The organism is Curtobacterium sp. 1544 (assembly GCF_040544915.1).
In the GTDB taxonomy this organism is placed as follows: Bacteria; Actinomycetota; Actinomycetes; order Actinomycetales; family Microbacteriaceae; genus Curtobacterium; species Curtobacterium pusillum_C.
Genome location: NZ_JBEPKX010000006.1, coordinates 111,994 through 134,292 on the forward strand (window position 1 = coordinate 111,994; position 22,299 = coordinate 134,292).

General features: G+C 70.1%; 26 protein-coding genes. 10 read left to right on the forward strand and 16 right to left on the reverse strand.

Features of this window, described 5'->3' with window-relative positions; translation table 11 throughout:
- Positions 1-69: 69 nt before the first annotated feature.
- Positions 70-1,134: a BMP family lipoprotein gene (locus tag ABIC61_RS05770; protein WP_354029142.1), complete on the reverse strand. Its 1,065-nt coding sequence runs from the start codon at positions 1,132-1,134 to the stop codon at positions 70-72.
- A gap of 209 nt (positions 1,135-1,343) precedes the next feature.
- A complete protein-coding gene (locus ABIC61_RS05775; protein WP_354029143.1) occupies positions 1,344-2,459 on the reverse strand; it encodes a mannose-1-phosphate guanylyltransferase in 1,116 nt (371 codons plus the stop codon).
- A 155-nt stretch (positions 2,460-2,614) separates the two neighbouring features.
- Here ABIC61_RS05775 and ABIC61_RS05780 point away from each other — a divergent pair, with 155 nt between their 5' ends.
- The 6 genes from ABIC61_RS05780 (at position 2,615) to ABIC61_RS05805 (ending at position 8,163) form a co-directional block, all read left to right on the forward strand.
- Complete coding sequence (locus ABIC61_RS05780) at positions 2,615-3,853, forward strand: glycosyltransferase family 4 protein (RefSeq protein ID WP_354029144.1); 1,239 nt, start codon at positions 2,615-2,617, stop codon at positions 3,851-3,853.
- Positions 3,854-3,932: 79 nt separating this feature from the next.
- Positions 3,933-4,382, forward strand: coding sequence for a succinate dehydrogenase, cytochrome b556 subunit (gene sdhC / locus ABIC61_RS05785; RefSeq protein WP_079236493.1), 450 nt, complete (start codon positions 3,933-3,935; stop codon positions 4,380-4,382).
- A 12-nt stretch (positions 4,383-4,394) separates the two neighbouring features.
- Positions 4,395-4,841 (forward strand): succinate dehydrogenase, hydrophobic membrane anchor protein, encoded by a 447-nt coding sequence (gene sdhD / locus ABIC61_RS05790; RefSeq protein ID WP_079236494.1) that lies wholly within the window; start codon positions 4,395-4,397, stop codon positions 4,839-4,841.
- Between the two features lie 49 nt (positions 4,842-4,890).
- On the forward strand, positions 4,891-6,684 hold the full coding sequence (gene sdhA / locus ABIC61_RS05795) for a succinate dehydrogenase flavoprotein subunit (RefSeq protein WP_144752321.1): 1,794 nt from the start codon (positions 4,891-4,893) through the stop codon (positions 6,682-6,684).
- 1 nt (position 6,685) lies between these two features.
- Complete coding sequence (locus ABIC61_RS05800; protein ID WP_144752318.1) at positions 6,686-7,459, forward strand: succinate dehydrogenase iron-sulfur subunit; 774 nt, start codon at positions 6,686-6,688, stop codon at positions 7,457-7,459.
- Positions 7,460-7,521: 62 nt separating this feature from the next.
- Positions 7,522-8,163 carry a TNT domain-containing protein gene (locus ABIC61_RS05805; protein ID WP_354029145.1) on the forward strand — a complete coding sequence of 214 codons (642 nt, stop codon included), beginning with the start codon at positions 7,522-7,524 and terminating at the stop codon, positions 8,161-8,163.
- 79 nt (positions 8,164-8,242) lie between these two features.
- Here ABIC61_RS05805 and ABIC61_RS05810 read toward each other — a convergent pair whose 3' ends face one another.
- From ABIC61_RS05810 to ABIC61_RS05875, 14 genes are all read right to left on the reverse strand, one after another.
- Entirely contained in the window at positions 8,243-8,878 is a 636-nt protein-coding gene (locus tag ABIC61_RS05810; RefSeq protein ID WP_354029146.1) for a DUF805 domain-containing protein, read from the reverse strand.
- Complete coding sequence (locus tag ABIC61_RS05815) at positions 8,875-9,399, reverse strand: DUF805 domain-containing protein (RefSeq protein ID WP_354029147.1); 525 nt, start codon at positions 9,397-9,399, stop codon at positions 8,875-8,877. Before ABIC61_RS05815 ends, ABIC61_RS05810 begins: the two co-directional genes overlap by 4 nt.
- A gap of 104 nt (positions 9,400-9,503) precedes the next feature.
- Positions 9,504-10,022, reverse strand: a complete 519-nt coding sequence (locus ABIC61_RS05820; RefSeq protein ID WP_354029148.1) for a DUF805 domain-containing protein — start codon at positions 10,020-10,022, stop codon at positions 9,504-9,506.
- A 122-nt stretch (positions 10,023-10,144) separates the two neighbouring features.
- A complete protein-coding gene (locus tag ABIC61_RS05825) occupies positions 10,145-11,077 on the reverse strand; it encodes an NADP-dependent oxidoreductase (RefSeq protein ID WP_354029149.1) in 933 nt (310 codons plus the stop codon).
- A 101-nt stretch (positions 11,078-11,178) separates the two neighbouring features.
- A complete protein-coding gene (locus ABIC61_RS05830) occupies positions 11,179-11,331 on the reverse strand; it encodes a hypothetical protein (protein ID WP_354029150.1) in 153 nt (50 codons plus the stop codon).
- The gene (locus ABIC61_RS05835) at positions 11,328-12,086 is read right to left on the reverse strand and encodes a hypothetical protein (RefSeq protein WP_354029151.1); all 759 of its coding nucleotides are present in this window, start codon (positions 12,084-12,086) and stop codon (positions 11,328-11,330) included. Before ABIC61_RS05835 ends, ABIC61_RS05830 begins: the two co-directional genes overlap by 4 nt.
- A gap of 5 nt (positions 12,087-12,091) precedes the next feature.
- On the reverse strand, positions 12,092-12,811 hold the full coding sequence (locus tag ABIC61_RS05840; RefSeq protein WP_354029152.1) for a hypothetical protein: 720 nt from the start codon (positions 12,809-12,811) through the stop codon (positions 12,092-12,094).
- Between the two features lie 342 nt (positions 12,812-13,153).
- Positions 13,154-13,783 carry a hypothetical protein gene (locus ABIC61_RS05845; RefSeq protein WP_354029153.1) on the reverse strand — a complete coding sequence of 210 codons (630 nt, stop codon included), beginning with the start codon at positions 13,781-13,783 and terminating at the stop codon, positions 13,154-13,156.
- 191 nt (positions 13,784-13,974) lie between these two features.
- A complete protein-coding gene (locus tag ABIC61_RS05850) occupies positions 13,975-14,742 on the reverse strand; it encodes a hypothetical protein (RefSeq protein ID WP_354029154.1) in 768 nt (255 codons plus the stop codon).
- Positions 14,743-14,773: 31 nt separating this feature from the next.
- Entirely contained in the window at positions 14,774-15,028 is a 255-nt protein-coding gene (locus ABIC61_RS05855) for a hypothetical protein (RefSeq protein ID WP_144752291.1), read from the reverse strand.
- A 29-nt stretch (positions 15,029-15,057) separates the two neighbouring features.
- Positions 15,058-17,280: a glycohydrolase toxin TNT-related protein gene (locus ABIC61_RS05860; RefSeq protein ID WP_354029155.1), complete on the reverse strand. Its 2,223-nt coding sequence runs from the start codon at positions 17,278-17,280 to the stop codon at positions 15,058-15,060.
- 29 nt (positions 17,281-17,309) lie between these two features.
- A complete protein-coding gene (locus tag ABIC61_RS05865; RefSeq protein ID WP_354029156.1) occupies positions 17,310-17,693 on the reverse strand; it encodes a DUF6507 family protein in 384 nt (127 codons plus the stop codon).
- A 1-nt stretch (position 17,694) separates the two neighbouring features.
- Positions 17,695-18,012: a pore-forming ESAT-6 family protein gene (locus ABIC61_RS05870; protein WP_079236508.1), complete on the reverse strand. Its 318-nt coding sequence runs from the start codon at positions 18,010-18,012 to the stop codon at positions 17,695-17,697.
- 29 nt (positions 18,013-18,041) lie between these two features.
- Entirely contained in the window at positions 18,042-18,377 is a 336-nt protein-coding gene (locus ABIC61_RS05875; protein ID WP_079236509.1) for a WXG100 family type VII secretion target, read from the reverse strand.
- Positions 18,378-18,508: 131 nt separating this feature from the next.
- Here ABIC61_RS05875 and ABIC61_RS05880 point away from each other — a divergent pair, with 131 nt between their 5' ends.
- From ABIC61_RS05880 to ABIC61_RS05895, 4 genes are read left to right on the forward strand one after another with little or no spacing between them, the layout of a single operon-like run.
- Positions 18,509-19,603, forward strand: coding sequence for an FHA domain-containing protein (locus tag ABIC61_RS05880; RefSeq protein WP_354029157.1), 1,095 nt, complete (start codon positions 18,509-18,511; stop codon positions 19,601-19,603).
- Positions 19,600-20,709, forward strand: coding sequence for a DUF6177 family protein (locus ABIC61_RS05885; protein ID WP_354029158.1), 1,110 nt, complete (start codon positions 19,600-19,602; stop codon positions 20,707-20,709). Before ABIC61_RS05880 ends, ABIC61_RS05885 begins: the two co-directional genes overlap by 4 nt.
- The gene (locus ABIC61_RS05890) at positions 20,693-20,935 is read left to right on the forward strand and encodes a hypothetical protein (protein ID WP_079236512.1); all 243 of its coding nucleotides are present in this window, start codon (positions 20,693-20,695) and stop codon (positions 20,933-20,935) included. The genes ABIC61_RS05885 and ABIC61_RS05890 overlap by 17 nt, the downstream gene beginning before the upstream one ends.
- Positions 20,932-22,299 carry an EsaB/YukD family protein gene (locus ABIC61_RS05895; protein ID WP_186321956.1) on the forward strand — a complete coding sequence of 456 codons (1,368 nt, stop codon included), beginning with the start codon at positions 20,932-20,934 and terminating at the stop codon, positions 22,297-22,299. The genes ABIC61_RS05890 and ABIC61_RS05895 overlap by 4 nt, the downstream gene beginning before the upstream one ends.

Below are 22,299 nucleotides of genomic sequence, written 5' to 3' on the forward strand. Positions count from 1 at the left end.
GTCTCACGCGCGCCACACGGGCGCACGAGAACGCGGGCGAGGGAGGCTCCCCCGCCCGCGTTCATCGGGTTAGGACTGCGTCTTGACCTTGATCGAGCCGTCGATGATGCCCGCCTTGATCGTGTCGAGCTCCTTCTCGAGGCCCTTGTCGACCTTGTCGGCGAAGTCGTGGAACGGCGCGATGCCGACGCCGTCGTTCTTCAGCGTGCCGACGTACGGCGTGTTGGAGAACTTGCCGTCGGCGGCCTGCTCGACGACGTCCTTCGTGGCGGGTCGCATGCCCTTCTCGACCGAGGTGAAGGCGATGTCCTTGTAGCGCGGGTCGGCCTCGTAGAGGTCGCTGTCAGCGCCGATCAGGACCGAACCGTTGTTCGCGTCCTTGATGGCCTCGGCAGCGGACTGGTAGATCGGGCCACCGACGGGCAGGATCACGTCGGCGTCCTGGTCGATGAGGGTCTGCGCGACGGCCTTGGCCTGCGTGCCGGCCTCGAAGCCACCCGTGAACGAGCCCTTGCCGGTGTCGACGTTCCAGCCGACGACCTTGACGTCCTTCGACTTCTGCTCGTTGTAGTACTTCACGCCGTCCGCGAAGCCGTCCATGAAGATGGTGACGGTCGGGATCTGCATGCCACCGAAGGTCCCGACGACGCCGGACTTCGAGTAGGACGCCGCCGCGTAGCCGGCGAGGAACGCCGCCTGCGAGGTGTCGAAGGTGATCGGCTTGACGTTCTTCGCGTCGATCGAGTTGTCGTCGATGATCGCGAAGTTCGTGTCCGGGTTCTCCGCAGCCTGCTTCTTCGTGGCGTCGGCGAGGTTGAACCCGACGGTGACGATGAGGTTGCAGTTCTGACCGACGAGCTGCTGGATGTTCGAGTCGTAGACGGTCGCGTCCTTCGACTCGGCCTTCTTGTAGGTGGCGCCGAGGTCGTCCGCGGCGTCGACCATGCCCTCGTAACCGAGCTGGTTGAACGACTTGTCGTCGAAGCCACCGGCGTCGGAGACCATGCAGGGGCGGAAGTCGGTCTTCTTGGCCGTCGCGGTGTCGGACGGGGCCGCCGAGCAACCGGCGAGGACGGCAACGGTGCCGGCGAGCGCGAGCGCGCTCAGCAGGACCTGACGGGTACGAGATGTCACGGGTGGGTTCCTCCGGGGAGCGTGCCCGGACCACGTGCGTTCCGGGCGATCGTGGCGACAGTACACGACCGCCCGGCCGGTACAGAACGACCTCGGAGGGGTCTGTGGATCAGTTACGGGATCGCGACCGCACGGAAACGCGCCCGTAACGCGGAGTCACCGTTCCGTCCCCAGTTCTGGGGGCGTCAAGCGCTTTTCGTGATGGAGCGCTACAGGACGTCGCCGCGGCCGCTGATCTTCAGTGCATCCACCACACCCTTGACCCGCTGCGCGTTCGCACTGGTGGTCACGAGCAGGGCGTCGGGGGTGTCCACGACGACGATGTCCTCGACCCCGATGAGCGAGATGAGCCGCTGACTGTGCGAGACGACGATCCCGCTCGACGAGTCCGCCAGGATGCGGGCGCCGTCGCCGAGCACGGCGAGGTTGTTCGCCCGCCCCCCGGACTGCAGCTTCGCCAGGGACGCGAAGTCCCCGACGTCGTCCCAGTCGAAGTCGCCCGGGATGACGGCCATGCGACCGGCAGCGGCAGCGGGTTCGGCGACGGTGTAGTCGATGGCGATCTTCTCGAGCTCCGGCCACACCGCGTCGACGACGGCCCCGCGGGAGGAGGTGTCCCATGCGTCGGCCAGTTCCTCGAGCCCGGCGAGCAGCTCGGGCTTCGTCCGGCCGATCTCGGCGAGCAGGACGTCGGCGCGGGCGATGAACATGCCGGCGTTCCAGAGGTACGTACCCTGCTCGACGTACGAGCGGGCGGTCTCGAGGTCCGGCTTCTCGACGAAGGACCGGACGGCGTGCGCGGTCGGGGCCCCCTCGATGCCGAGGGGGTCCCCGTGCGCGTGGATGTAGCCGAAGCCGATCGCGGGTTCGGTCGGCGTGATGCCGATCGTCGTCACGTAGCCGGCACGCGCGGCGACGACGGCCTCGCGGACGGAGCGTCGGAAGCCGCGCTCGTCGCCGATGACGTGGTCCGCCGCGAACGACCCGATGACGACGTCGGGCTCACGACGACGGAGGATCGCCGCGGCGAGACCGATGGCCGCCGTGGAGTCCTTCGGCTCGCTCTCGAGCACGACGTTGTGGTCCGCGACGCCCGGCAGCTGCGACTCGACGGCGACACGGTGCGCACGGCCGGTCACGACCATGATCCGCTGATCGCCGGACAGGGGCGCGAGCCGGTCCCACGTCTGCCGGAGCAGCGAGGTGCCCGAGCCCGTCAGGTCGTGCAGGAACTTGGGCGCGTCCGCCCGCGACAACGGCCACAGCCGCGATCCGATGCCCCCGGCGGGGATGATCGCGTAGAAGTCCTCGAGTGCGTCTGCCACGTGGCCACCGTACCGGTGCCGACGGGTACGACCTGGGTGCTTCCCGCACGCTTCGCGCATGCGGTCACCCGCACGGCCTGTTCACCCCGTGCGCGCGCCCCGTTCACGTCGACGGCCCCACCGGGACACACGGCGCGCGGACCATGGGCCGTGCCATGAACGCACGCAGCGTGGAGCGCGGCACGTCCCAACGGACCGTCGCCGTCGTGACCGAGAGCTTCCTGCCCACCCTCAACGGCGTGACCACCAGCGTCCTGGCGGTCCTCGACCACCTGGAACGCCGTGGCCACCGCGCGGTCGTGATCGCGCCGGACACCCCGGGCCTCGCCCAGTTCCGCTCCCGGACCGAGGTCGAGCGCTACCGCTCCTTCGACGTCCACCGCGTGCCCGCCGTCGCGTACCGGCAGTTCCCGGTAGCACTCCCCCACCCGGTGCTCGACACGATCCTCGCCGCCTCCGGCGCCGACGTCCTCCACGCCGCGAGTCCGTTCCTGTTGGGTGGGCGCGCGATCACGGCAGCCGGGAGGCTCGGTATCCCCTCCGTCGCCGTCTTCCAGACCGACGTGGCCGGGTTCGCCCGCCGCAACGGCCTGACCGCGACCGTCCCGTTGGTCAGGAAGATCCTGGGGCGCATCCACTCCGGCGCCTCGCTGACGCTCGCGCCGTCGAGCGCCACCGCCGCGATGCTGGCGGAGGACGGCGTCCCGCGCGTCGCGCGCTGGGGACGCGGCGTCGACACCGAGCTGTTCCACCCGTCACGTCGCCACTCGGGCCACGTCCGTGCGCTGCGTCGGCGCATCGCGCCGGGCGGCGAGACGATCGTCGGGTACGTGGGGCGGCTGGCACCGGAGAAGGAGGTCGAGCGGCTCGCGGAGCTCGGCGGCATCCCGGGCATCCGGATCGTGGTCGCAGGAGGCGGTCCCTCCAGGCCCGTCCTCGAACGACGGCTCCGTCACCTGGACGTGACCTTCACCGGCCCGCTGCGCGGCGACGCGCTGGCGGACGCGTACGCGGCCCTCGACCTGTTCGTGCACACCGGCCCCGCGGAGACCTTCGGCCAGACCCTGCAGGAGGCGCACGCCAGCGGCCTGCCGGTCATCGCACCGGCGTCGGGCGGCCCGTTGGACCTCGTCGCGCCCGGACTCGACGGCGAGCTGTACGACCCGGACGTCCCGCAGGCGCTCCGCCGGGCGGTCCTGCGCCTGCACCACGACCGTGCGCTCGCGGACCGGATGGGGTCCGCGGGACGACTCCGCGTCGAGGGCACGACGTGGGAGGCGGTCGGCGACCAGCTGCTCGGCCACCACGACACGGCCCGCACGATCGGCGCGCCGCCAGCCACGACGCGGGGTGCACGGGCCGGGTGGCACGAGAAGGTCAGCGCACGCGCATAGGATGGTGGTGTTCCGAACACGAACACGAACGGCAAGGGCTCGCCGATCGGGCGAGCCCGTCCTATGGGAGGACGAGCTCATGGCCGAGCAGACCGGAGGGGGTACGGCGACCGCCGCACCCCAGGTGACGATCGAGGCGCCACGCGCTTCTCGGACACCGCAGGGAACGCTCTACCGCGGGTCCACCGGCATGTGGTCCTGGGTCCTGCACCGGATCACCGGCGTCGCGATCTACTTCTTCCTGCTCGTGCACATCCTCGACACGGCACTCGTGCGGCTCTCCCCAGAGGCCTACAACGCGGTCATCGGCACCTACAAGACGCCGATCATGAACCTCGGCGAGATCGCCCTCGTCATGGCCATCGTGTTCCACGCGTTCAACGGGCTCCGGATCATCCTCATCGACTTCTGGTCGAAGGGCCCCAAGTACCAGCGGGCCATGTTCTGGATCGTGATCGTCCTCTGGGCGATCGCCATCGCGGGCTTCCTGCCGCGCCAGCTCATGAACCTCGTCGCCGACTTCAACTAAGGGGGCACACCGATGACCACGCAGACCATCGAGCCCCCGCGCTCGGCAGCAGCAGCCCGCCGCACCACCAACTGGGAGAAGTGGGGCTGGATCTACATGCGCGGCTCGGGCGTCCTGCTCGTCGTGCTGATCTTCGGGCACCTCTTCGTCAACATGGTGGCGGGCGAGGGCGTCAAGCAGATCGACTTCGCGTTCGTCGCCGGCAAGTGGGCGTCGCCGTTCTGGCAGGTGTGGGACTCGCTCATGCTCGTCCTCGCCCTCATCCACGGCTCGAACGGCATGCGGACGATCGTCAACGACTACGTGTCGAAGCCGGGCATCCGGAAGACGCTGCTCGTCGCCATCCTCATCGCGTGCGTCGTGCTCATCGTCCTCGGCCTGCTCGTGTGCTGGACGTTCGACCCGTGCCCCGCGGGCGCAGCCGCCGCGGACCTGCCCTCCTTCTGCCCGGCGCAGTAGCACCACCCCCGCTGCCGACCGCCTTCCCACCGTCTACGGAAAGACCCCTGTGACCGAGACCACCGTGCACCACCACCAGTTCGACATCGTCATCATCGGGGCGGGCGGTGCCGGCATGCGTGCCGCCATCGAAGCCGGGCCGAAGGCGAAGACGGCCGTCATCTCGAAGCTGTACCCGACGCGCTCGCACACCGGTGCGGCGCAGGGCGGCATGGCGGCGGCGCTGGCGAACGTCGAAGAGGACTCGTGGGAGTGGCACACCTTCGACACGATCAAGGGCGGCGACTACCTGGTCGACCAGGACGCCGCCGAGATCCTGGCGAAGGAGGCGATCGACGCGGTCATCGACCTCGAGAACATGGGTCTGCCGTTCAACCGCACGCCCGAGGGCAAGATCGACCAGCGGCGCTTCGGCGGTCACACCCGCGACCACGGCAAGTCCCCCGTCCGCCGGGCCTGCTACGCCGCCGACCGCACGGGCCACATGATCCTGCAGACGCTGTTCCAGAACTGCGTGAAGCTCGGCGTGAACTTCTTCAACGAGTTCTACGCGCTCGACCTCATCATGGTCGACGTCGTCGGCGAGGACGGCGTCACCCGCAAGCAGCCGGCCGGCGTCGTCGCCTTCGAGCTCGCGACCGGTGAGCTGCACGTCTTCCACGCCAAGGCGATGATCTTCGCGACCGGCGGCTTCGGCAAGATGTACAAGACGACCTCGAACGCGCACACCCTGACCGGCGACGGTGTCGGCATCGTGTGGCGCACCGGCCTGCCGCTCGAGGACATGGAGTTCTTCCAGTTCCACCCGACCGGGCTCGCCGGCCTCGGCATCCTCCTCACCGAGGGTGCCCGCGGCGAGGGCGCGATCCTCCGCAACGCCTCGGGCGAGCGGTTCATGGAGCGCTACGCCCCGACCATCAAGGACCTCGCACCACGTGACATCGTCGCGCGCTGCATGGTGCAGGAGGTCGCGGAGGGCCGCGGCGCCGGCCCGAACAAGGACTACGTGCTCCTCGACTGCACGCACCTCGGGGCCGAGGTGCTCGAGACGAAGCTCCCCGACATCACCGAGTTCGCCCGCACGTACCTCGGTGTCGACCCCGTCGTCGAGCCCGTCCCCGTCATGCCGACGGCGCACTACGCGATGGGCGGCATCCCGACGAACACCGACGCCGAGGTCCTGTACGACAACACGACCGTCGTGCCCGGCCTGTACGCCGCCGGCGAGTGCGCCTGCGTCTCCGTGCACGGCTCGAACCGCCTCGGCACCAACTCGCTGCTCGACATCAACGTGTTCGGCAAGCGCTCCGGCAACAACGCCGCCGAGTGGGTCAAGACCGCCGAGTTCCTGCCCCTCCCCGAGGACCCGGCCGCCGGTGTCCGCGACATGCTCGCGCAGCTCCGTGCCTCCACCGGCACCGAGCGCGTCGCCGCCCTGCGCAAGGAGCTGCAGGACGAGATGGACAAGAACGCGCAGGTGTTCCGCACCGACGAGTCCCTCGCGCGCGTCACCGAGACCATCCACACGCTCCGGAACCGCTTCATGCAGGTCTCGGTGCAGGACAAGGGCAAGCGGTTCAACACCGACCTGCTCGAGGCCGTCGAGCTCGGGTTCCTCCTCGACCTCGCCGAGGTCGTCGTCTACTCGGCCCGCAACCGCAAGGAGAGCCGCGGCGGCCACATGCGCGACGACTACCCGAAGCGCGACGACGAGAACTACATGCAGCACACCATGGCGTACCTGACGGGCGACCCGCACTCGTCACTCGCCGACGACCACATCAGCCTCGACTGGAAACCAGTCGTCGTGACGCGGTACCAGCCGATGGAGAGGAAGTACTGAGATGACCGACACCCTGGTCTCCGACGCACCCCGTACCGACACGGTGCAGGACGCCCCTCCCGGTTCGTTCCCCGTCACCCTGATCATCCGGCGCTTCGACCCGGACGTCGACGACGAGCCGCGCTGGCAGGACTTCGACGTCATGATGCTGCCGACCGACCGCATCCTCGACGCGCTGCACAAGATCAAGTGGGACCAGGACGGGTCGCTGACCTTCCGACGCTCCTGCGCGCACGGCGTGTGCGGGTCCGACGCGATGCGCATCAACGGCCGCAACCGGCTCGCGTGCAAGACCCTCATCAAGGACCTCGACGTGTCCAAGCCGATCTACGTCGAGGCGATCAAGGGCCTGCCGCTCGAGAAGGACCTCGTCGTCGACATGGAGCCCTTCTTCAAGTCCTTCCGCGAGGTCCAGCCGTTCCTGCAGGCCAGCTCCGCTCCGGAGAAGGGCAAGGAGCGTGTGCAGTCCGTCGCCGACCGCGCTCGCTTCGACGACACCACGAAGTGCATCCTCTGCGCCGCGTGCACGTCGTCCTGCCCCGTGTTCTGGACGGACGGCCAGTACTTCGGCCCGGCCGCGATCGTGAACGCGCACCGCTTCATCTTCGACTCGCGCGACGACGCCGCCGACGTGCGCCTCGACATCCTCAACGACAAGGAAGGCGTCTGGCGCTGCCGCACGACCTTCAACTGCACCGACGCCTGCCCCCGCGGCATCCAGGTCACCAAGGCCATCTCGGAGGTCAAGCAGGCACTGATGCGGGGCAAGGCCTGACACCGGCCGACGCTCGGCATCGTCCAAGGCTCGGCAAAGACACCACCGATAGGCTCCGCTCCATGACGTTCGCGGACACCCGCCCCATCCTCGACCAGCTCGGCTACACGATCCGCTACGTGCAGCTCCCCGGCGAGACCCTGCACGAGCCGCCCGTCGAGGGCGCGCTCCGCATCGTGCCGGCGCAGCACGACGAGTTCGCGCTGGAGGTCGTCGACTACGGCACCGCCCGTCGTCTCGCGACCGCGCGGGGCGAAGAGGACGCGGTCGAGATGCTCCGGCGGTTCCTCAACCGTCCGTTCCCGGCGCCGCGCGACATCCCCCGCTACGAACTCGACGGGATCCGCGACCGCGCGGCGTCCACGTACCCGCAGCTCGCGCAGCAGGTCGCGCAGGCCGGCGAGCAGGGGCTCACCATCCAGATCCCCGCAGGTGTCCCGGTGGACCGCATCGGCGGCCCCGACGGCTACCTGCTGCACCCGCTGGACACCCCGGCATCGCAGCGGTCGCTGCCGCCGCACGTCGCCCAGGCGCCGGAGACGCACCGCTACCTGGTGGAGCGACCGTTCCTGGTGACGGTCCGGTTCGTGCAGCCCTGGTTCGACCAGCCAGGAGGCGCGCTCCGGTTCCAGACGGCGGATCCGTCCGTCACGGTGCGGGACCTCGTCGTGGACGGCTCGCTCTCCCGCCTCCGGGTGGTCTGACACCGAGTCGCTCCGCGACACGACCGGTACGACGAAGCGGCCCTCCCCTGACGGGGAGGGCCGCTTCGTCGCGCGCGCGTCAGCCCAGGTCGGGGCGGTCGTACTGTGCGCCGGCCGGGTTCGGGCCGAGGCAGCCGAACACGACGGCGGCGATGCCGACGAACAGCGCGATGATCCAGAACGGGCCGGCGAGGTTGGCGTCGTGCACGCGGCGCCACCCGAGCGCGATGTTCGGCACGAGCGTCGCCAGCCACCAGAGCCCGAGGAGGCCGATGAAGACGAGGGCGAGCACGGGTGCACCGGTCGTCGTCGTCTGCGTGTTGCCGTACGCGTCCGTGGTCGTGTTCGCCCCGAGCCAGCTGAAGAGGGACACCAGGTATCCCCCGAGGAGGACGATGGTCACGATGGCGTTGCCCAGCACCCAGAACCAGTACTCACTGCGACTGGCGCGCCCGTCGAACCGGGCGTACTTCTTGAAGAACCGCGTGAAGGCGTCGAGGAACCCGATGCCGTACCAGGGGGCCCACAGTGGCGGGGCACCGTCGGGGCCGACCGGGATCGGCTGCGCGTACTGCGGGTACGGCTGGGCGTACGGCTGCTGCGCGTTCGGCTGCTGCGCGTACGGCTGCTGGGCGTGCGGCTGCTGCTGACCGGACGGCTGCTGGGGCTGGCCGCCTTCCGGCTGGCCCCACTGCGGCGTGCCGTCGTTCGTCATCGGGCACCCTCCGGGCGGTCGAAGCGCGCACCCTCGGGGTTCGACGGCAGGAACATCATGATGAAGACCGCGATCGCGCCGAAGAACGGGATGATGAGCAGCAGCGCGAGGAGCCCGCTGAGGTTCGCGTCGTGCAGGCGCCGCACGATCAGCGCCAGCGTCGGGATGATGAGCGCGAGGCCGATGATCCAGAACGGCGTGCCCACCAGCGGGTTCGTCGACATGGTCGAGAAGCCCGTGTAGTTCGAGGTCGTCGTGGTGGTCGTGGTGCCCGTGGCGGCGGTCAGGATGCCCGAGATGATCGACCCGACCGTGCCGATGATGGCGCTCCAGAGGTACCACCACCAGTACTCGCTCCGGCTCGCGCGACCGGAGAACTTCGCGTACTTCTTGAAGAAGCGCGAGAACGCCTTGCCGAACGAGATGCCGTAGTACGGCGCCCAGAGCGGCGGCTCGCCCCCGGGTCCGGTCGGTGCCGGCTGCTGTCCGTACGGGTTCTGGTTCGGGTACTGGTCACTCACGGGGTCCCCCTGTGTGTCGGCTGACGGTGTCGGCTCAGAGTCAACCAGAACGCCGACACCCCCGTCAGTTCGTGACGGGGGTGTCGGGACCACGGAACGGCTGGTCAGCCGCGATCGGGCCGGTCGTACTGCTGGCCCTGCGGAACAGTGCCCATCAGCCCGACGATGAGCGAGAACAGCACCCCGATCGGCGGGATGATGAAGAACAGCGCGAAGTACCCGCTGAGGTTCACGTCGTGCAGCCGTCGCACGGTCAGTGCGATGAACCCGATGAACGTCGCGAGCGCCCACAGCCGGACGACGCCGTCGTCGCCGTTCGAGATGAACGGCAGGACGTTGAAGACCGATCCGACGATGCCCGCAGCGACGTTGCCGATCACGTACCAGAGCGCCCAGAACCAGTACTCGCTCTTGCTGGCGCGGCCGTCGAACCGGACGTACTTCTTCCAGAAGCGCAGGAACGCCTGCGGGAACGGGATCCCGTACCAGGGCGCCCAGAGGGGCGGCTGGCCCTGCTGCTGCCCGTTCGGCGTCGGAGCGCCGTACGGGTTCTGCGCGCCGTAGGGCTGCTGCCCGTACGGGTTCTGGTTCTGACCGTACGGCGGCGGGTACTGGTTGCTCACGAGTTCGATCCTTCCGGCTGCCTGTCGGCGCCCACGCTCTTGATGCACACGCTGTCGATGCACACAGAGTCAAGCACGTCCGGGCAGGCGAGCGCGTCACCCCAGCGGAGGACCCGGACCGGTCAGGGGATCAGCGCGAGCTTTCCGCCGGGGTGCTGCGACTCCAGCAGCTCGGCGGCCGCCTTCGCTTCGGCCAGCGGGAAGGTGCGTGCGACGGGCACCTCGAGCTGGCCCGCCCCCGCGAGGTCGATCAGCCGCTGCCGGACCGAATCCCGGAACGCCTTGCTCTCCGGCTGCCCGCCACCGACCGCAGGGAAGCCGTCGCGCGCCGCCCGACCCTGCGCGGCGATCGTCACGATACGGCCGCGATCCGCGACCAACGCGAGCGAGACGTCGACGGCCTCGTCGGTGCCGACGCAGTCCAGTGCCACGTCGACACCGGACGGTGCGAGTTCCCCGATCCGCGCCTCCAGGCCGTCGCCGTACGCGACCCACTCGCCACCGAAGCGTCGGACGGTGTCGGCGTTGCGCTCCGACGCGGTGCCGATGACCCGCGCGCCGAGCGGGCGGAGGAGCTGGAGGAGGCTGACGCCGACCGCACCGGAGGCGCCGTGGACGACGACCGTGTCGCGCCCCTCGGCGCGCGTGACGCGGATCATGTCGGCCGCCGTGGCGGCGGCGAGCAGGAGGTTCGCCGCCTCGGGGAAGCCGAGCGTGGCCGGCTTCGCGAAGACGTCCACGGCGGGGACCGTGATCCGTTCCGCCCATCCGCCGGCGACGCGGAAGGCGAGGACCTCGTCGCCGACGGTTCCCCCGCCGGAGGCGATCTCGGTGTCCGGGCCGACGGCGCTGAGGACGCCGGCGACCTCGTAGCCCACGGCGATCGGCAGGTCGGACGGGTCACCCTGCCGGGTGTGCTTCGTGTCGGCGGGGTTCATGCCGGCGGCGCGGACGTCGATCGTGACCTCGCCGGGGCCGGGGGCGGGGACCTCGGCGTCGACGTACTCGAGGACTTCGCTGCCACCGAACCGCGGGGCCACCCAGTGCTTCGTCATGGGGTGGACGCTACGCCGGTCAGCCGAAGCCTCCTGAGCGGGGCCGCGCCGCTGCAGGTCGATCCAGCGGCCGACCGAACGCGGTTCCCGGGCGGGCGAGCCTACCGGAAGCGCGTTTCGAGGTCACCGAACTCCACCCGGTCGGACCGCGTCGTCGCGTCGTCGAACCCCGCGCGTGCGAAGAGGTGGCGCAGCACCGCGAGCGTCCGATCGCTGTACGCGCGCTCATCGGGCAGGCCCGTGCGCGCCGTCACGACGGATACGTGGGTGTCGCCCGAGCGATCGCCGTGACGCCGTTGGTCTGCAGGGTGGACCACACTTCGTGCACGGCAGACTTCGAGTCCAGTGCATCGTCCGCGAACAGGTAGCAGCCGTCGTCCGCGTGGTGCGTGCGGACTCCGGACGTCGCAGTCTCGACCTCGCCGATGCGATCGGACACCCAGGTGCGCTGCCCGATCACCGGGGCGAACTTGCCACGTCCCTCGGCTGCGCTCGCCCCGTCGTCGAACACCGCCGCCGAATCCGGTTCCCACGCGATCACGAGCCCGCGGAGGACTCCCTCCACCGGATGGGGATCGATGGACCGCCGCTCCCCGTTCCGGAACGGACCGGCGATCGTCACCTGCACGGAGTTGGCCGGCATCCGCTTGACGACCCGCGACGATCCGACCCGGAGTCGTACCGCCAGGAACCCTGCTGCCGCTTCGCGGGCGACACTGAGGACGTGCCCGTGCGCTGGGAAAGCGACGTTCTCGGCGTCTCGGTGCACCCTGACGGCCATCACCGCACCCAGCATGGAGGCATCAGCGGACACGGTGCTGTCATCATCGACGAGCGTCCACGCATCGGCACGGCCGAGGATCTCGTCGTACGCCCGGAGTTGCCGAGCGAGCCGACTTGCGAGAGCGCTGACTTCTTCACCACGAGCGTCCCAGGCGGCGCGCGCAGTGAGCCGGCTCGTCCGGCACCACGCCGGCCATCCGTCCCCGCTCCGTGGGGACGACGTCACGCCGTTCATGCGGCGCGTGCGATGGTCTCGATGCCGTTCGCTTGCGAGGACGCTCGAACCGCAAGCGCGGCAGACCACGAGTCCAGAGCGTCGTCCGCATCGAGGTAGGTGCCCTGCACGTCAGCCCTCGCGGCGACACCCGGACTGACAGTCTCGATGGTGCCGATCCGCCGGGAGACCCACGCTCGCTGCCCGATGACCGGAGTGAACCGCCCGAGGCCCTCCGTGGCTCGCGCCGCGCCGCGGTCGTACGCCGCAGCCGTGTCCGGGTCCCACGCTCGCACGATCGCTCGCAGCACGGCTTCGACGAGTTCGACACTCGGTGCTCGCGATGCACCGTCGACGGTTGGACCAGTCACGGTGGCCATCACGGAGTTCGCGGGTCGTCGGCGCCCCGGGACCGATGCGCCGACTCGTAGACTGAGAGAGACGAATCCCCACTCGCCCGTGCGGTTCGCGAGCACGTTGTACCCGTGGGCGGGCCATTCCGTGCCGTCGTCACCCCGTTCGACACCACCGCGAACCAATGCCGTCAAGGTCGTCGATTCGTACTCGTCGACCAGGCCGACGCCGTCGAAGGTCCACGGCCGACGGTCACCGAGCGCTGCGTCGATGTCCTGTAACAGCACGAGCAGGGAATCCGCGAGGTCGGTCACCTCCGCTGGGCGTCCGTCCCACTCCGCCCGCACGAGCACCCGGCCACGGACCCAGTTCGGGTAGTTCATCGTCCTCGTTCCAGTTCGTTCATCAGGCACGCGGCGTGGAGATCACCGCGAGGTCACTCGGCTGAACATCAGCATCCCGCAGCTACTCGCGGACCGCAGATCGGACACGTGCCACCCGAGTGCCGCTCCGTCTGGGAGCCCGTCCGACTGACGGTTTGCTTGGTCGATCATCTTCGCGATGTCGCCGAACTCGAGGACCGAGCCGTCGGGCCGACGGACACCGGAGATCGAGGTGGGATCGGCAGGATCCTTGCCGATGTAACGTCAGATGAGGGCGGCATCTACGTTCAGGTCGACCATTCGATTTGGATCAGCGCGAGCCCGAACTCGGCACAGCGAGGCTCATCCGGCAGGGATCGACTGCGCATCGTTCGCATCGAACGTAGCCAGCATCTCCTGGATCGCGGAGGCGGAGTCGAGATCGTCGTCAGCGAAGAGGTAAGCCCCTCCCTCGGCAGCAGTCACGGTCACTCGGGAAGTGCTCCCCGCGATCTCTCCCACGCGACTCGACACCCAGGAACGCTGGCCCGCAAGCGGAGCGAAGTGCCCTCGCCCAGCGGAAGCCTGCGCACCGTCGCGGTCACGGACAGCAGCCGAATCCGGATCCCAGGCGGCCACCATCCCCTGGAGCACACCTTCCGCGAGAGTGGAGTCGATCGACAGGCGTTCACCGTCCTCCCGCTTCGGCCCGAGGATCGTGACGACACACCGATTGGCCGGAGCTCGACGGCCGGGGCGAGACACTCCAACCCGAAGGTCGATCGCAATGTGACCTGCAACGCCCTCTTTGACGAGGGTCAGCTCGTAACCGCGAGCGGGAAAAGGCGCACCCTCCGCGTCCCGGAACACGTGCTCGGTGAGGACTGGAGCGAGCGCGTCCGGTGTGGACGCGATTGTCTCCGAGGACTGCTCGAACCGTATGCGCCACTGCTCGGAACCTCCGAGAAGCCGGTCATAGGCTTGCAGCTGCATTGCCGACCGACTCGCGAGCAATTCCTCGGACTCTGCTCGGGAGTCCCACACGCCCGTCGCCGTTGCCTGAGAAGTTCGCAACCACTGAGGAAAGGACATTCGTTCACGGCTCCATCGGCGTATAGATGACGGAAATGTCGTCGGCCGTAAGTCCGAGGTCGCTCGCCCGACGAAACCCGAGCCACATCACGTCACCACATCGGGGCTTTGAACGGTAGCTCCAGCATCGAATTCGTCTCGAATGTCGTCCGCATGTTCCGCACAGCTGCCGCCGCGTCGAGTTCGTCATCAGCGTAGACGTTTGTTCCACCATCACCGCGGACAGTGGAAATTCCCACATCCGTCGACGCGATGACACCGACGCGCTCGGATACCCATGCCCATTGCCCCACGAGCGGTGGGAAGTCCCCTCGCTCTTCGCGATTGGCGATGGTCAGCGCCTCCTTGTTGCGGAGCGCGGCCGAGTCCGGCGCCCAGACTCGGATCATGGCGCTGATCGCCATGGCCGCGTACTCGGAGTTGATCGCCACGCGTCGACCATCCCGCCTGGGAGCACCGAGCGTGAACGTTACGTAGTTCGAGGGAAGCACCCGCCCAGGCTCGGACGAACCTACCGAGGCCAGAATCGAGTGGAATCCGCCTTCGCCGTCCTTCGACAATTGGATGGAGTACCCCGCCGATGGATGGTCGACGCCGTCATCGTCACGGAAGACCGCCCGCTCCACGTGCGTGAGCAGTTCGCCACCCTCGGGATCCACCGGAAGGTTCCCATGCGGAGCATTCACCGTCCACGGACCGACACCAAGGAGCTCATCCGCGCGACGAAGGTGGTCAAGAAGTCGGATCGACACGTCCAACGCGCTCTCGCCGCGACAATCCCACTCCGCAGTTCCGAGCACGGTCTCCCGGCGAAGCCAGTTCGGGTACGGGATCTCCCCGACGTTGACGAGCCCACTCATCGCGTACAACCCCCCGTTCGTGCGGTCCCGATCAGCGGACGACGCCGCTCGCGATCAGTTCCTTCAAGTCACGGAGCAGCGTGATGTACATCTCGAGCGCGTCGGACTCGTCTTGGTAGTCCCGCGGACCGATCTCGACCGCGCGCTCGTCCGTCGACACCACGCGGTAGCCGCCGTCAAGCTCGTAGATCGCCACCGCATCCGGCTTCCCGGTGGGCTGCTGGAACCACACCGCACGCTCGAGGCCCTCGGCAGCGATGATCTCCTTGGCAGTTGCGCGATCCATGTTCTCCTCCTTGTGGGACGACACCGTCGTCAGATCTCCTCGATGAGCCCGAGGCGTTTGAGCAGCTCGACCGTCATCGGCATCTCGACCTGACGCCCGCCGCCGTGGGCGCCGAACCCGGCGGCGATGTCACCCTGGGACGCTCGACCGAGATCCTCGAACGACGAGTTGAAGCGTCGCATGATCCGGTCGACGTCGGCCTGCACCGACTGGGGCGCGGCGTCGTAGTAGCGCTGGATGTCCGAGAAGTCGCCGACCACACGGTACTGGTGGTACTGCGCTGGGTCTTCGAGGTACGGCAGTGACCGCTGGTCGTAGGTGTACGGGCCGGTCTCGGGCACCGGCGATGTGTACCGACCATCGGACGGGCCGTACCGGTCGAAGACGTCCCCGACCTGGGGCACGAGTGGTTCCTTGATCGGCTGACCGGCGTCGTCGAGGGTGTAGCCGCCCTGCGGGACCTCGTCCCAGTTGATGGTGCCGTCGGCCTTGAGGACGGACGCGTCCTTCGGGATCTGCACGTCGTGGGGCCAGACGCCGGTCTGCTCGAAGGCCGCAGCACGGGCCTCACCACCCCAGCTGTTCGCGAGGTAGTCGTGCAGCTGCGTCGGAGTGAGACCGCTCTCGGTCACCAGGTGACTGATGTCGTTGCCGGCGGAGTCGACGGAGACGTGCGCGTAGGCCGGGGATTCCGTGGGGGTCGTACCGTGGTCGCTGGCGCCGTCGGTCGGGCTCCCGTCGGTCAGGCCCTCGCCGTCGGGGCTGCCCGCGCCGTCCGCTCCGGGGTGCCCGTCACCACCCGGTGTGTCGTCGCCGCCGACGCTGGGGCCGGCATCCGTGCCGTGCCCGGAACCACCGTGCTCGGGTCCCCCGTCGCCAGACCCACCGTGTCCGGTCGCCCCCGACTCCGAACCACCACCGTGCGTCGTGGTCGTGCTCTCCCCGTGGCCGCCGTGCCCACCGGCACCGACGAGCTCCGGCTCACGCACCGGCGGCGCCTCGACCGTCGAACCATTGGCATGCGCGTTCGCATCGGCGCCGGACTCCGACCGCGCCGGCGGGACCTCGACGTCGCCGCCGTGGTGGCCGTGCAGGTCCCCGAGCCCGGTCTTGAAGTCGGCGATCTCGCCCGTGAACCCGTGCAGCGAGTCGCCGAGCCCGGCGGAGACGATGCCCTTGAGGTCACCGAGTTTCGGCAGCACCGACGTCAGACCCTTCGACGCCCAGGCACCCGCGTCGACCAGGTCGAGGAACTTGCCCGCCTTGCCGACGGTCCCCGCGACCTCGCCCACCTTGCCGAGCGCACCGACCTTGCCGACCTCGCCGGCGACGGGGATGAGCAGCGAGCCGACGCCCCAGATCGCCTGACCGGCCGCGGTACCCGGGTCCTTCGCCCACTCGTCCCAACCCACGGTCGCCTTGCCGAGGCCCTTCCAGGCCTCGCCCGCGTTGCCCCAGCTCCAGGAGTCGTCCGCGGCGTTGTAGCCGATGAGCGACCCCATGCCCTTCCACGAGTCCGTGAGGGTGTCGAGGTGCCACCCGGTGCCGTCGATCCCGACGAGCATGCCGAGCCCCTGCACCGTGCCCCAGATGCCGTCGACGACGACGCCCTTGAGCAGGTTCGGCACGAAGTACAGCGTCTTCTCGCCGCAGCTCTCCTTGCGGGCCTCGGCGGTGCCCCAAGGCAGTTCCGTGCCCATCGGGAGTTCCTTGTACCCGTAGCCGAGCTTGTCATCCGGGTCATCGCCGGTCATCGCGTGCAGCGCGGCGAGGCCCGAGAGCCCGCGGATCGTGTTCGCGCACTTCCGCTCGGCGGCCTGGTAGGCGACGACCTGGTTGGCGACGCCGTTGATGATGTCGTTGTTCTCGCCGTTGAGGGTCTCGTCCTCGTCCCACGCGCCGTCGTGCTTCTTGACGTCGGCGTGCAGGGTGTTCCCACGGGTCACGTAGGTCTTGAGCTTCGCGACGATCGGGGTGACCTCGGTCACGAAGTCGTCGAGGGCCTTGGCCACCGTGTCCAGGTCGTCGCCGAACGCCGTGCCCTGCGGCACGATCGGCGTCATCGCGTCGTACAGGTCCTGGTCGCCCGGCCCCTCGTACGAGTGCGAGATCGGCGTCCACGCACTGTGGATGTCGGCCGTCCCGTCACGGACCGCCGACGCCACCGTCCGGAGCTTGCCCGCCCCCGCGGTGATCCCGGACGTGTCGACGTCGGTGTACGGGATCTCCCCGACGTTGACGAGTCCACTCATCGCTGCTGCACTCCCCCTGCTGCCTGCTGCTAGTTCGCGCCCGGAGCACCGTCGAACGCGGAGAAGTTCCCGTTCGACGCCGCTGAGACCGCGTTGGCCTGCGTGGTCGCGGCCATCTCGTCGTCACCATCGATGACGGCCTGGGTCGCCCCCGACGCACCGAGGAGCGACGCGCGGACCCGGTTCTGGATGCCCGCCAGGGTCTCCTTGCGGTGCTCGAAGAACCCGGCGATCGCCTCGCCGATGACCTGCGACTGCGCCGCGGTCGCAGCGTCCTGCACGATCGTGTCCACGCCCTGGACCGAGCCGTCCTCGGACCCACCGAGGGCGGTGGACATGGTGATCGTCCGGTCCGAGACCGCCGTCAGGACGTTCTGCACACCCGCGGGGTCGACCCGCCAGCCGTCGGCCACGTCAGCCGATGTTGCCGACGGCCGACTTCGCCTTGCTGATCGCGGACTGCGCCGACTCGTCGTTCGACTGCAGCGACGCACGCAGCGTGGCGATGATCTGCTTGACCTCGCCCGCGACGGTGTTCCACCGCTGCTCCTTGGCGTGGTAGTCGTCCGAGACGCCGTCGGCCTGGTAGTCGGCCATCGCGGCCTTCACGTCCGAGTCACGCTGCGCGATGAGCGCCTCGAGCTGGGCCGCGACGGCGTTGAAGTTGTCCTGCGCGTTCTGCGAGGCCGCGACGTCGTAGTCGCGACGGTCTGCCTGGTTGCCACCGCTCATGGTGTTCTCTCCCTCTCCCCGAAGATCCGTCAGGCGCGGCCGCTGAAGCGGGCCGCGTCGAAGTTGGAGCTGCCCTCGAGCGAGCTCGTGGACTGCGCCATGTCCTGGTCGCCTTCCTGGAACGAGCGGTCCATGCCCGAGATGCCCTGCAGCACGCTCGCGAGCGCACCGTTCAGCTCGTTGGCGATGGTGTCCGTCTCGGACTTGAAGCGGTCGAACGCCGCGCGGCCAGCACCGTTGAAGCGGCCCTGCAGCGGCTCGGCCGAGTCGGCGAGCTTCCGGACCAGGGTCCCCAGGTCACCGGAAGCGCCGGACGTCTGCTTGGTCAGGTTGGTGAGGACCTGTGCCCCCATTGCGAACTTCATCGCTCATCCTCTCTGTCTCTTCCCCCCACCCCAGTACGGGTGACAGCGAACGAGAGCAGCCTAGACCACGAGGGCGACACGCGTCACGCCCCGCTTCTGACATGATCGGACGTGCCGATGGGAGGTGGGGCATGTCGTCGATCGTGGTCGAGACCGTCGTTCCGGTCATGACCTGCGGACGCTGCGGTGCTGCGTCCACGCAGGGGCAACGGTTCTGCACCGACTGCGGTGCGCTCCTCGGTCGCACCGTCGCCTCGTCGGAGTACGACGCCCTGCGCGACGTCGCGGTGGCGGGCGCCGGCGCGGTCGCGCTGGCGCGACTCGTCGACGTGGTCGTCTGCCTGCTCGGCGCCGCCGCCGGCGCCGGCCTCCTCTTCCTCGCCCACACGGCCGTGCCCTCGTCCGACCCGCTCGGCACGGCGATCGCCGGTGCGGTGACCGGCTTGGTCGTGACGGTCGTGATCGTGGCGATCCGCGCCTCCAGGACGGGCCGTGGACCGGGGGGTCTGGTCACCGGGACCCGCGTCGTCGACGTCGAGGACGCCCTGCCCGCCGGGCCGGTGCGCCAGCTGTCGCGCCTGCGCGGGCAGCACCCCCGTCCCGCTGGTGCCGGACCGTGGGCCGCTGCCACCGGCACCCTGACCGCGTCGCTGCGCGCCGGCCGTGAACCGCTCTCCCCCGCTGCCCCGGCGCTCGGCACAGCCTTCGGTGCGGCCGCGTCGGCGGGTGTCCGTCCCGGGTCTGCTCCTCTGCCTGGAGGCACGGATCCCGTCGGTCTCGACGCCACACGTCGGTCCGGGGTCGGTTCCGCACCCGTTGGTTCCGTACCCGACGGCGGTTTCGCGGCCGTGCCGCCGCCCACCGCGCCCGTCGCCGACGAGTCCGTCCCGGCGGACGTTGTCGTGCTGCGCTTCGACTCCGGCGCCCTGCACTGGTTCCGCGGGACCTGCGTCGTCGGCCGCAACCCGGAGGCCGAACCGGGCGTCGCCACCGTCGCCGTGCCCGACCTCTCCCGCACGCTGTCGAAGACCCACGTCGCGCTCGTGCAGACGGACGGAGCCGTGGTGCTGCGGGACCTCGGCTCGACGAACGGCACGTCGGTCATCCGCTCGGACGCGTCGTTCGAGTCCCTCGTCCCCGGCGTGGACCTCACCGTCACGGCCGGCTCCACCGTCCGCATCGGCGACCACGCGTTCGTCGTCGACCGGGTCGGGGCCGCCGCGTGAACCCCTTCCGTGCAGCGCGGGCGCACGACGACCGCCCGACCGCGAAGCACCCGCTCGTCGACTCGGCGGGCGGCGGCACCATCCGCATCGAGAGCCGCGCGGGCATCGTGCGCCTCGGCCGGGCCCAGGTGGACGTGCTCCGGACCGCGACGGCCGAGGGCGCCCGCCCGATCCTCGTCACCGACGGACTGTCCGTCGTGACCGAGGCGTTCCGGCAGGCGCTCGTCGACGCCGGCGGAGCGTGGGTGGTCCGTGGCGACGACGGCATGCGCAACGGACTCGACGGGCGACGGCTCGAGGAGTTCACCGACGCGGTGCTGCTCGGTCCGCCGACGACGGTCGAGGACGTCGCCGTGGGACACCTCCGTCCGGAGCCCGCGACCGCGGACCAGCTCGTCGTCTCCGCGTCCGTCCGGCACCGTGCGAGCGCCGAGACCGTCCTGGGCACGACGACCGAACTGCTCGCCGTGGAGCTCGCCGGTGCCGCCCCGACCGGGTGGGGCACGCAAGAGCCGGCGACCCGCGCCTGGGACCGCCGAGCGTTCACCGAGACCGCCCGCGAGCGCATGCCCGACCCGACCCGGTTGCTCGCGGTGGGATCACCGGCCGCACCGCTCGCGATGACGATCACGGCGCAGCGGACCGAGCACGGCGTCGAGGAGCTCACGACCGGCCTGCTGTCGGTCGGCGCACCCGGCGATGCAGCGGCGTCGGTGCGGGTCGCAGCCGTGCCGCAGGTGCTCGGGCGGCTCGCCGCCACCCAACTGCCGCTCTTCGCGCTCGTCCTCCGCCGCCCGGGTCGGGCCGACCTCGCGCAGGCGCCCCGGATGGCGCTCCCGCCGGTCCCGGTCGCGATGCTGCTCGGTGCGCCGTCGGTGCGACAGCTCGGGCTCGACCCCGGGGCGGTGCACGACCGGTTCGGTGCGATCGTCGCCGGGCGACCGCGGATCCCGGCGCTCGTCCTGCCGTTCGGACGGCACCCGGACCGCGACCCCGTCGAGGAGCTCGCGGCCGTGCTCGCCCACATCGGTCGAGACCGGGTGGCCGACGCGGTGGGGATGGACGAGGCGACGAGGGAACAGGTGCAGCGTGCCACGGAACAGTGACTCGATCCTGCTGGAGAGCGTCTCGACGCACCGACGACGGCTCCGGCAGGCGTTCGTGCTCGGCCGGCTCGCCGACCGTCGGATCGTCAACGACAACGTGAAGCGGTTCATCGGCAGCGTCGTCCTCGCCGCGGTCGTGGGCGTCGGGTGCCTCGGCTACTCGTTCGTCACGAACGCGCTCGCCCAGCAGGCGGCCCAGCAGCAACAGCAACAGGAGACCAAGTGACCGACTTCACCCGCGTGACCGTGGTCGGCGCCGGCCGTCGCGCCGACGTCGTCGTCGCGTCCGACGAACCGTTCGCCGGACTGCTGCCGCGGCTGGTGGACATCCTCGACGAGCCGATCGCGGACAGCGCGCACCCGGTCGCCCTCGTGCGCGTCACGGGGGAAGAGGTCTCGCTCGCCGCCGACGCAGCGTCGCAGGAGATCTCCGACGGCGAGGTCCTGCACCTCGTCCGCCGTGCCGACGCGCCGCCGCCGCCGGAGGTCTCCGACGTCACCGACGCCGTCGCCGACTCGCTCGGTCGTCGATCGGACGGTTGGGGAACGGCCGCACGACAGGCCGTCGCCGCGGGTGCCGTGGGCGCGACCGCGTCCGTCGTCGGGACCCTGGTGGTCGCGGCGTTCACGGTCGCCTCGGTCCGGGCGGCCTTCGACGGCGGCGACGTCTCCCCCGCCCTGTTGCCGTCGGTGCTCGCCGGCAGCGGGGTGGTCCTCGCGCTCGCGGCCCTCGTCGCCGGACGCGCCGGAGCCCGGTGGACGGGCATCGCCCTCACCGCGGCGGCCACCGGACTCGCACTGCCGATCGGGCTGGCGGTCGGCCCGGTGCTCGGCCGCGACGGCGACCAGCCCGCCATGATCGCCGCGCTCGTGCTCGTCTGGGCGTGGATCGCGCTCGGCGTCGGGCTCGGCATCGGACAGCGCACCAGGACCATCGGCACCGCCGCCGTCGTCGGCGTCGTCCTGCCCCTGCTCGGCATGGTCACCTGGCTGACCCCCGCTCCCGAGGCCGCCGGGTGGGGTGTGGTGGCCGTCGCCGCGATCGTGGTGTGCGGGCTCCTGCCGTCCGCGGCGATGTCGTCCGCGGGGCTCACCGGGCTCGACGACCGGGTGAGCGGCGGCGACCCCGTCGCCCGCGACCGCGTGGTGACCGCCCTCGACGACGCGTACCGGGCACTCGACTGGACCACGGCGGCCGTCGCGGCACCGATCGCCATCGCCGGCGCCGCCCTCGTCGCCGACCAGGACCCGTGGGCGATCGGCCTCGGCACCGCCGTCGTCGTCGTGGCCGCGCTCCGCACCCGGGCGTTCCCGCTCACCCTGCAGGGCGTCCTGCTCTGGTCCGCGGTCGTCCTCGCCGCGGTGCTCGGACTCGTCGGGCACGCCGCCACCGCCCCCGTGCAGGTGCTCGGGATGCTCGCCGGGCTCGGTGTCGTCGGGGCACTGCTCGCCGGCGTCCGACCCGCTGCGCACCAGCGGGCACGGCTGCGATCGCTCGGCAACGTGCTCGAGACCGTCTCGGTGGTCGTGACCCTGCCGCTGCTGCTCGGGACGTTCGGCCTGTTCGCCGCACTGCTGGAGACGTTCTGA

Coding starts and splice junctions, on each gene's coding strand:
- ABIC61_RS05875 (WP_079236509.1), bottom strand. CDS start 18,377: ATGAAGTTCGCAATGGGGGCACAGGTCCTCACCAACCTGACCAAGCAG.
- ABIC61_RS05870 (WP_079236508.1), bottom strand. CDS start 18,012: ATGAGCGGTGGCAACCAGGCAGACCGTCGCGACTACGACGTCGCGGCC.
- ABIC61_RS05825 (WP_354029149.1), bottom strand. CDS start 11,077: ATGACGAAGCACTGGGTGGCCCCGCGGTTCGGTGGCAGCGAAGTCCTC.
- ABIC61_RS05805 (WP_354029145.1), top strand. CDS start 7,522: ATGACGTTCGCGGACACCCGCCCCATCCTCGACCAGCTCGGCTACACG.
- ABIC61_RS05860 (WP_354029155.1), bottom strand. CDS start 17,280: ATGAGTGGACTCGTCAACGTCGGGGAGATCCCGTACACCGACGTCGAC.
- sdhC (WP_079236493.1), top strand. CDS start 3,933: ATGGCCGAGCAGACCGGAGGGGGTACGGCGACCGCCGCACCCCAGGTG.
- ABIC61_RS05810 (WP_354029146.1), bottom strand. CDS start 8,878: ATGACGAACGACGGCACGCCGCAGTGGGGCCAGCCGGAAGGCGGCCAG.
- ABIC61_RS05800 (WP_144752318.1), top strand. CDS start 6,686: ATGACCGACACCCTGGTCTCCGACGCACCCCGTACCGACACGGTGCAG.
- ABIC61_RS05880 (WP_354029157.1), top strand. CDS start 18,509: ATGTCGTCGATCGTGGTCGAGACCGTCGTTCCGGTCATGACCTGCGGA.
- sdhD (WP_079236494.1), top strand. CDS start 4,395: ATGACCACGCAGACCATCGAGCCCCCGCGCTCGGCAGCAGCAGCCCGC.
- ABIC61_RS05850 (WP_354029154.1), bottom strand. CDS start 14,742: ATGAGTGGGCTCGTCAACGTCGGGGAGATCCCGTACCCGAACTGGCTT.
- ABIC61_RS05855 (WP_144752291.1), bottom strand. CDS start 15,028: ATGGATCGCGCAACTGCCAAGGAGATCATCGCTGCCGAGGGCCTCGAG.
- ABIC61_RS05840 (WP_354029152.1), bottom strand. CDS start 12,811: ATGAACTACCCGAACTGGGTCCGTGGCCGGGTGCTCGTGCGGGCGGAG.
- ABIC61_RS05845 (WP_354029153.1), bottom strand. CDS start 13,783: ATGCAGCTGCAAGCCTATGACCGGCTTCTCGGAGGTTCCGAGCAGTGG.
- ABIC61_RS05780 (WP_354029144.1), top strand. CDS start 2,615: ATGAACGCACGCAGCGTGGAGCGCGGCACGTCCCAACGGACCGTCGCC.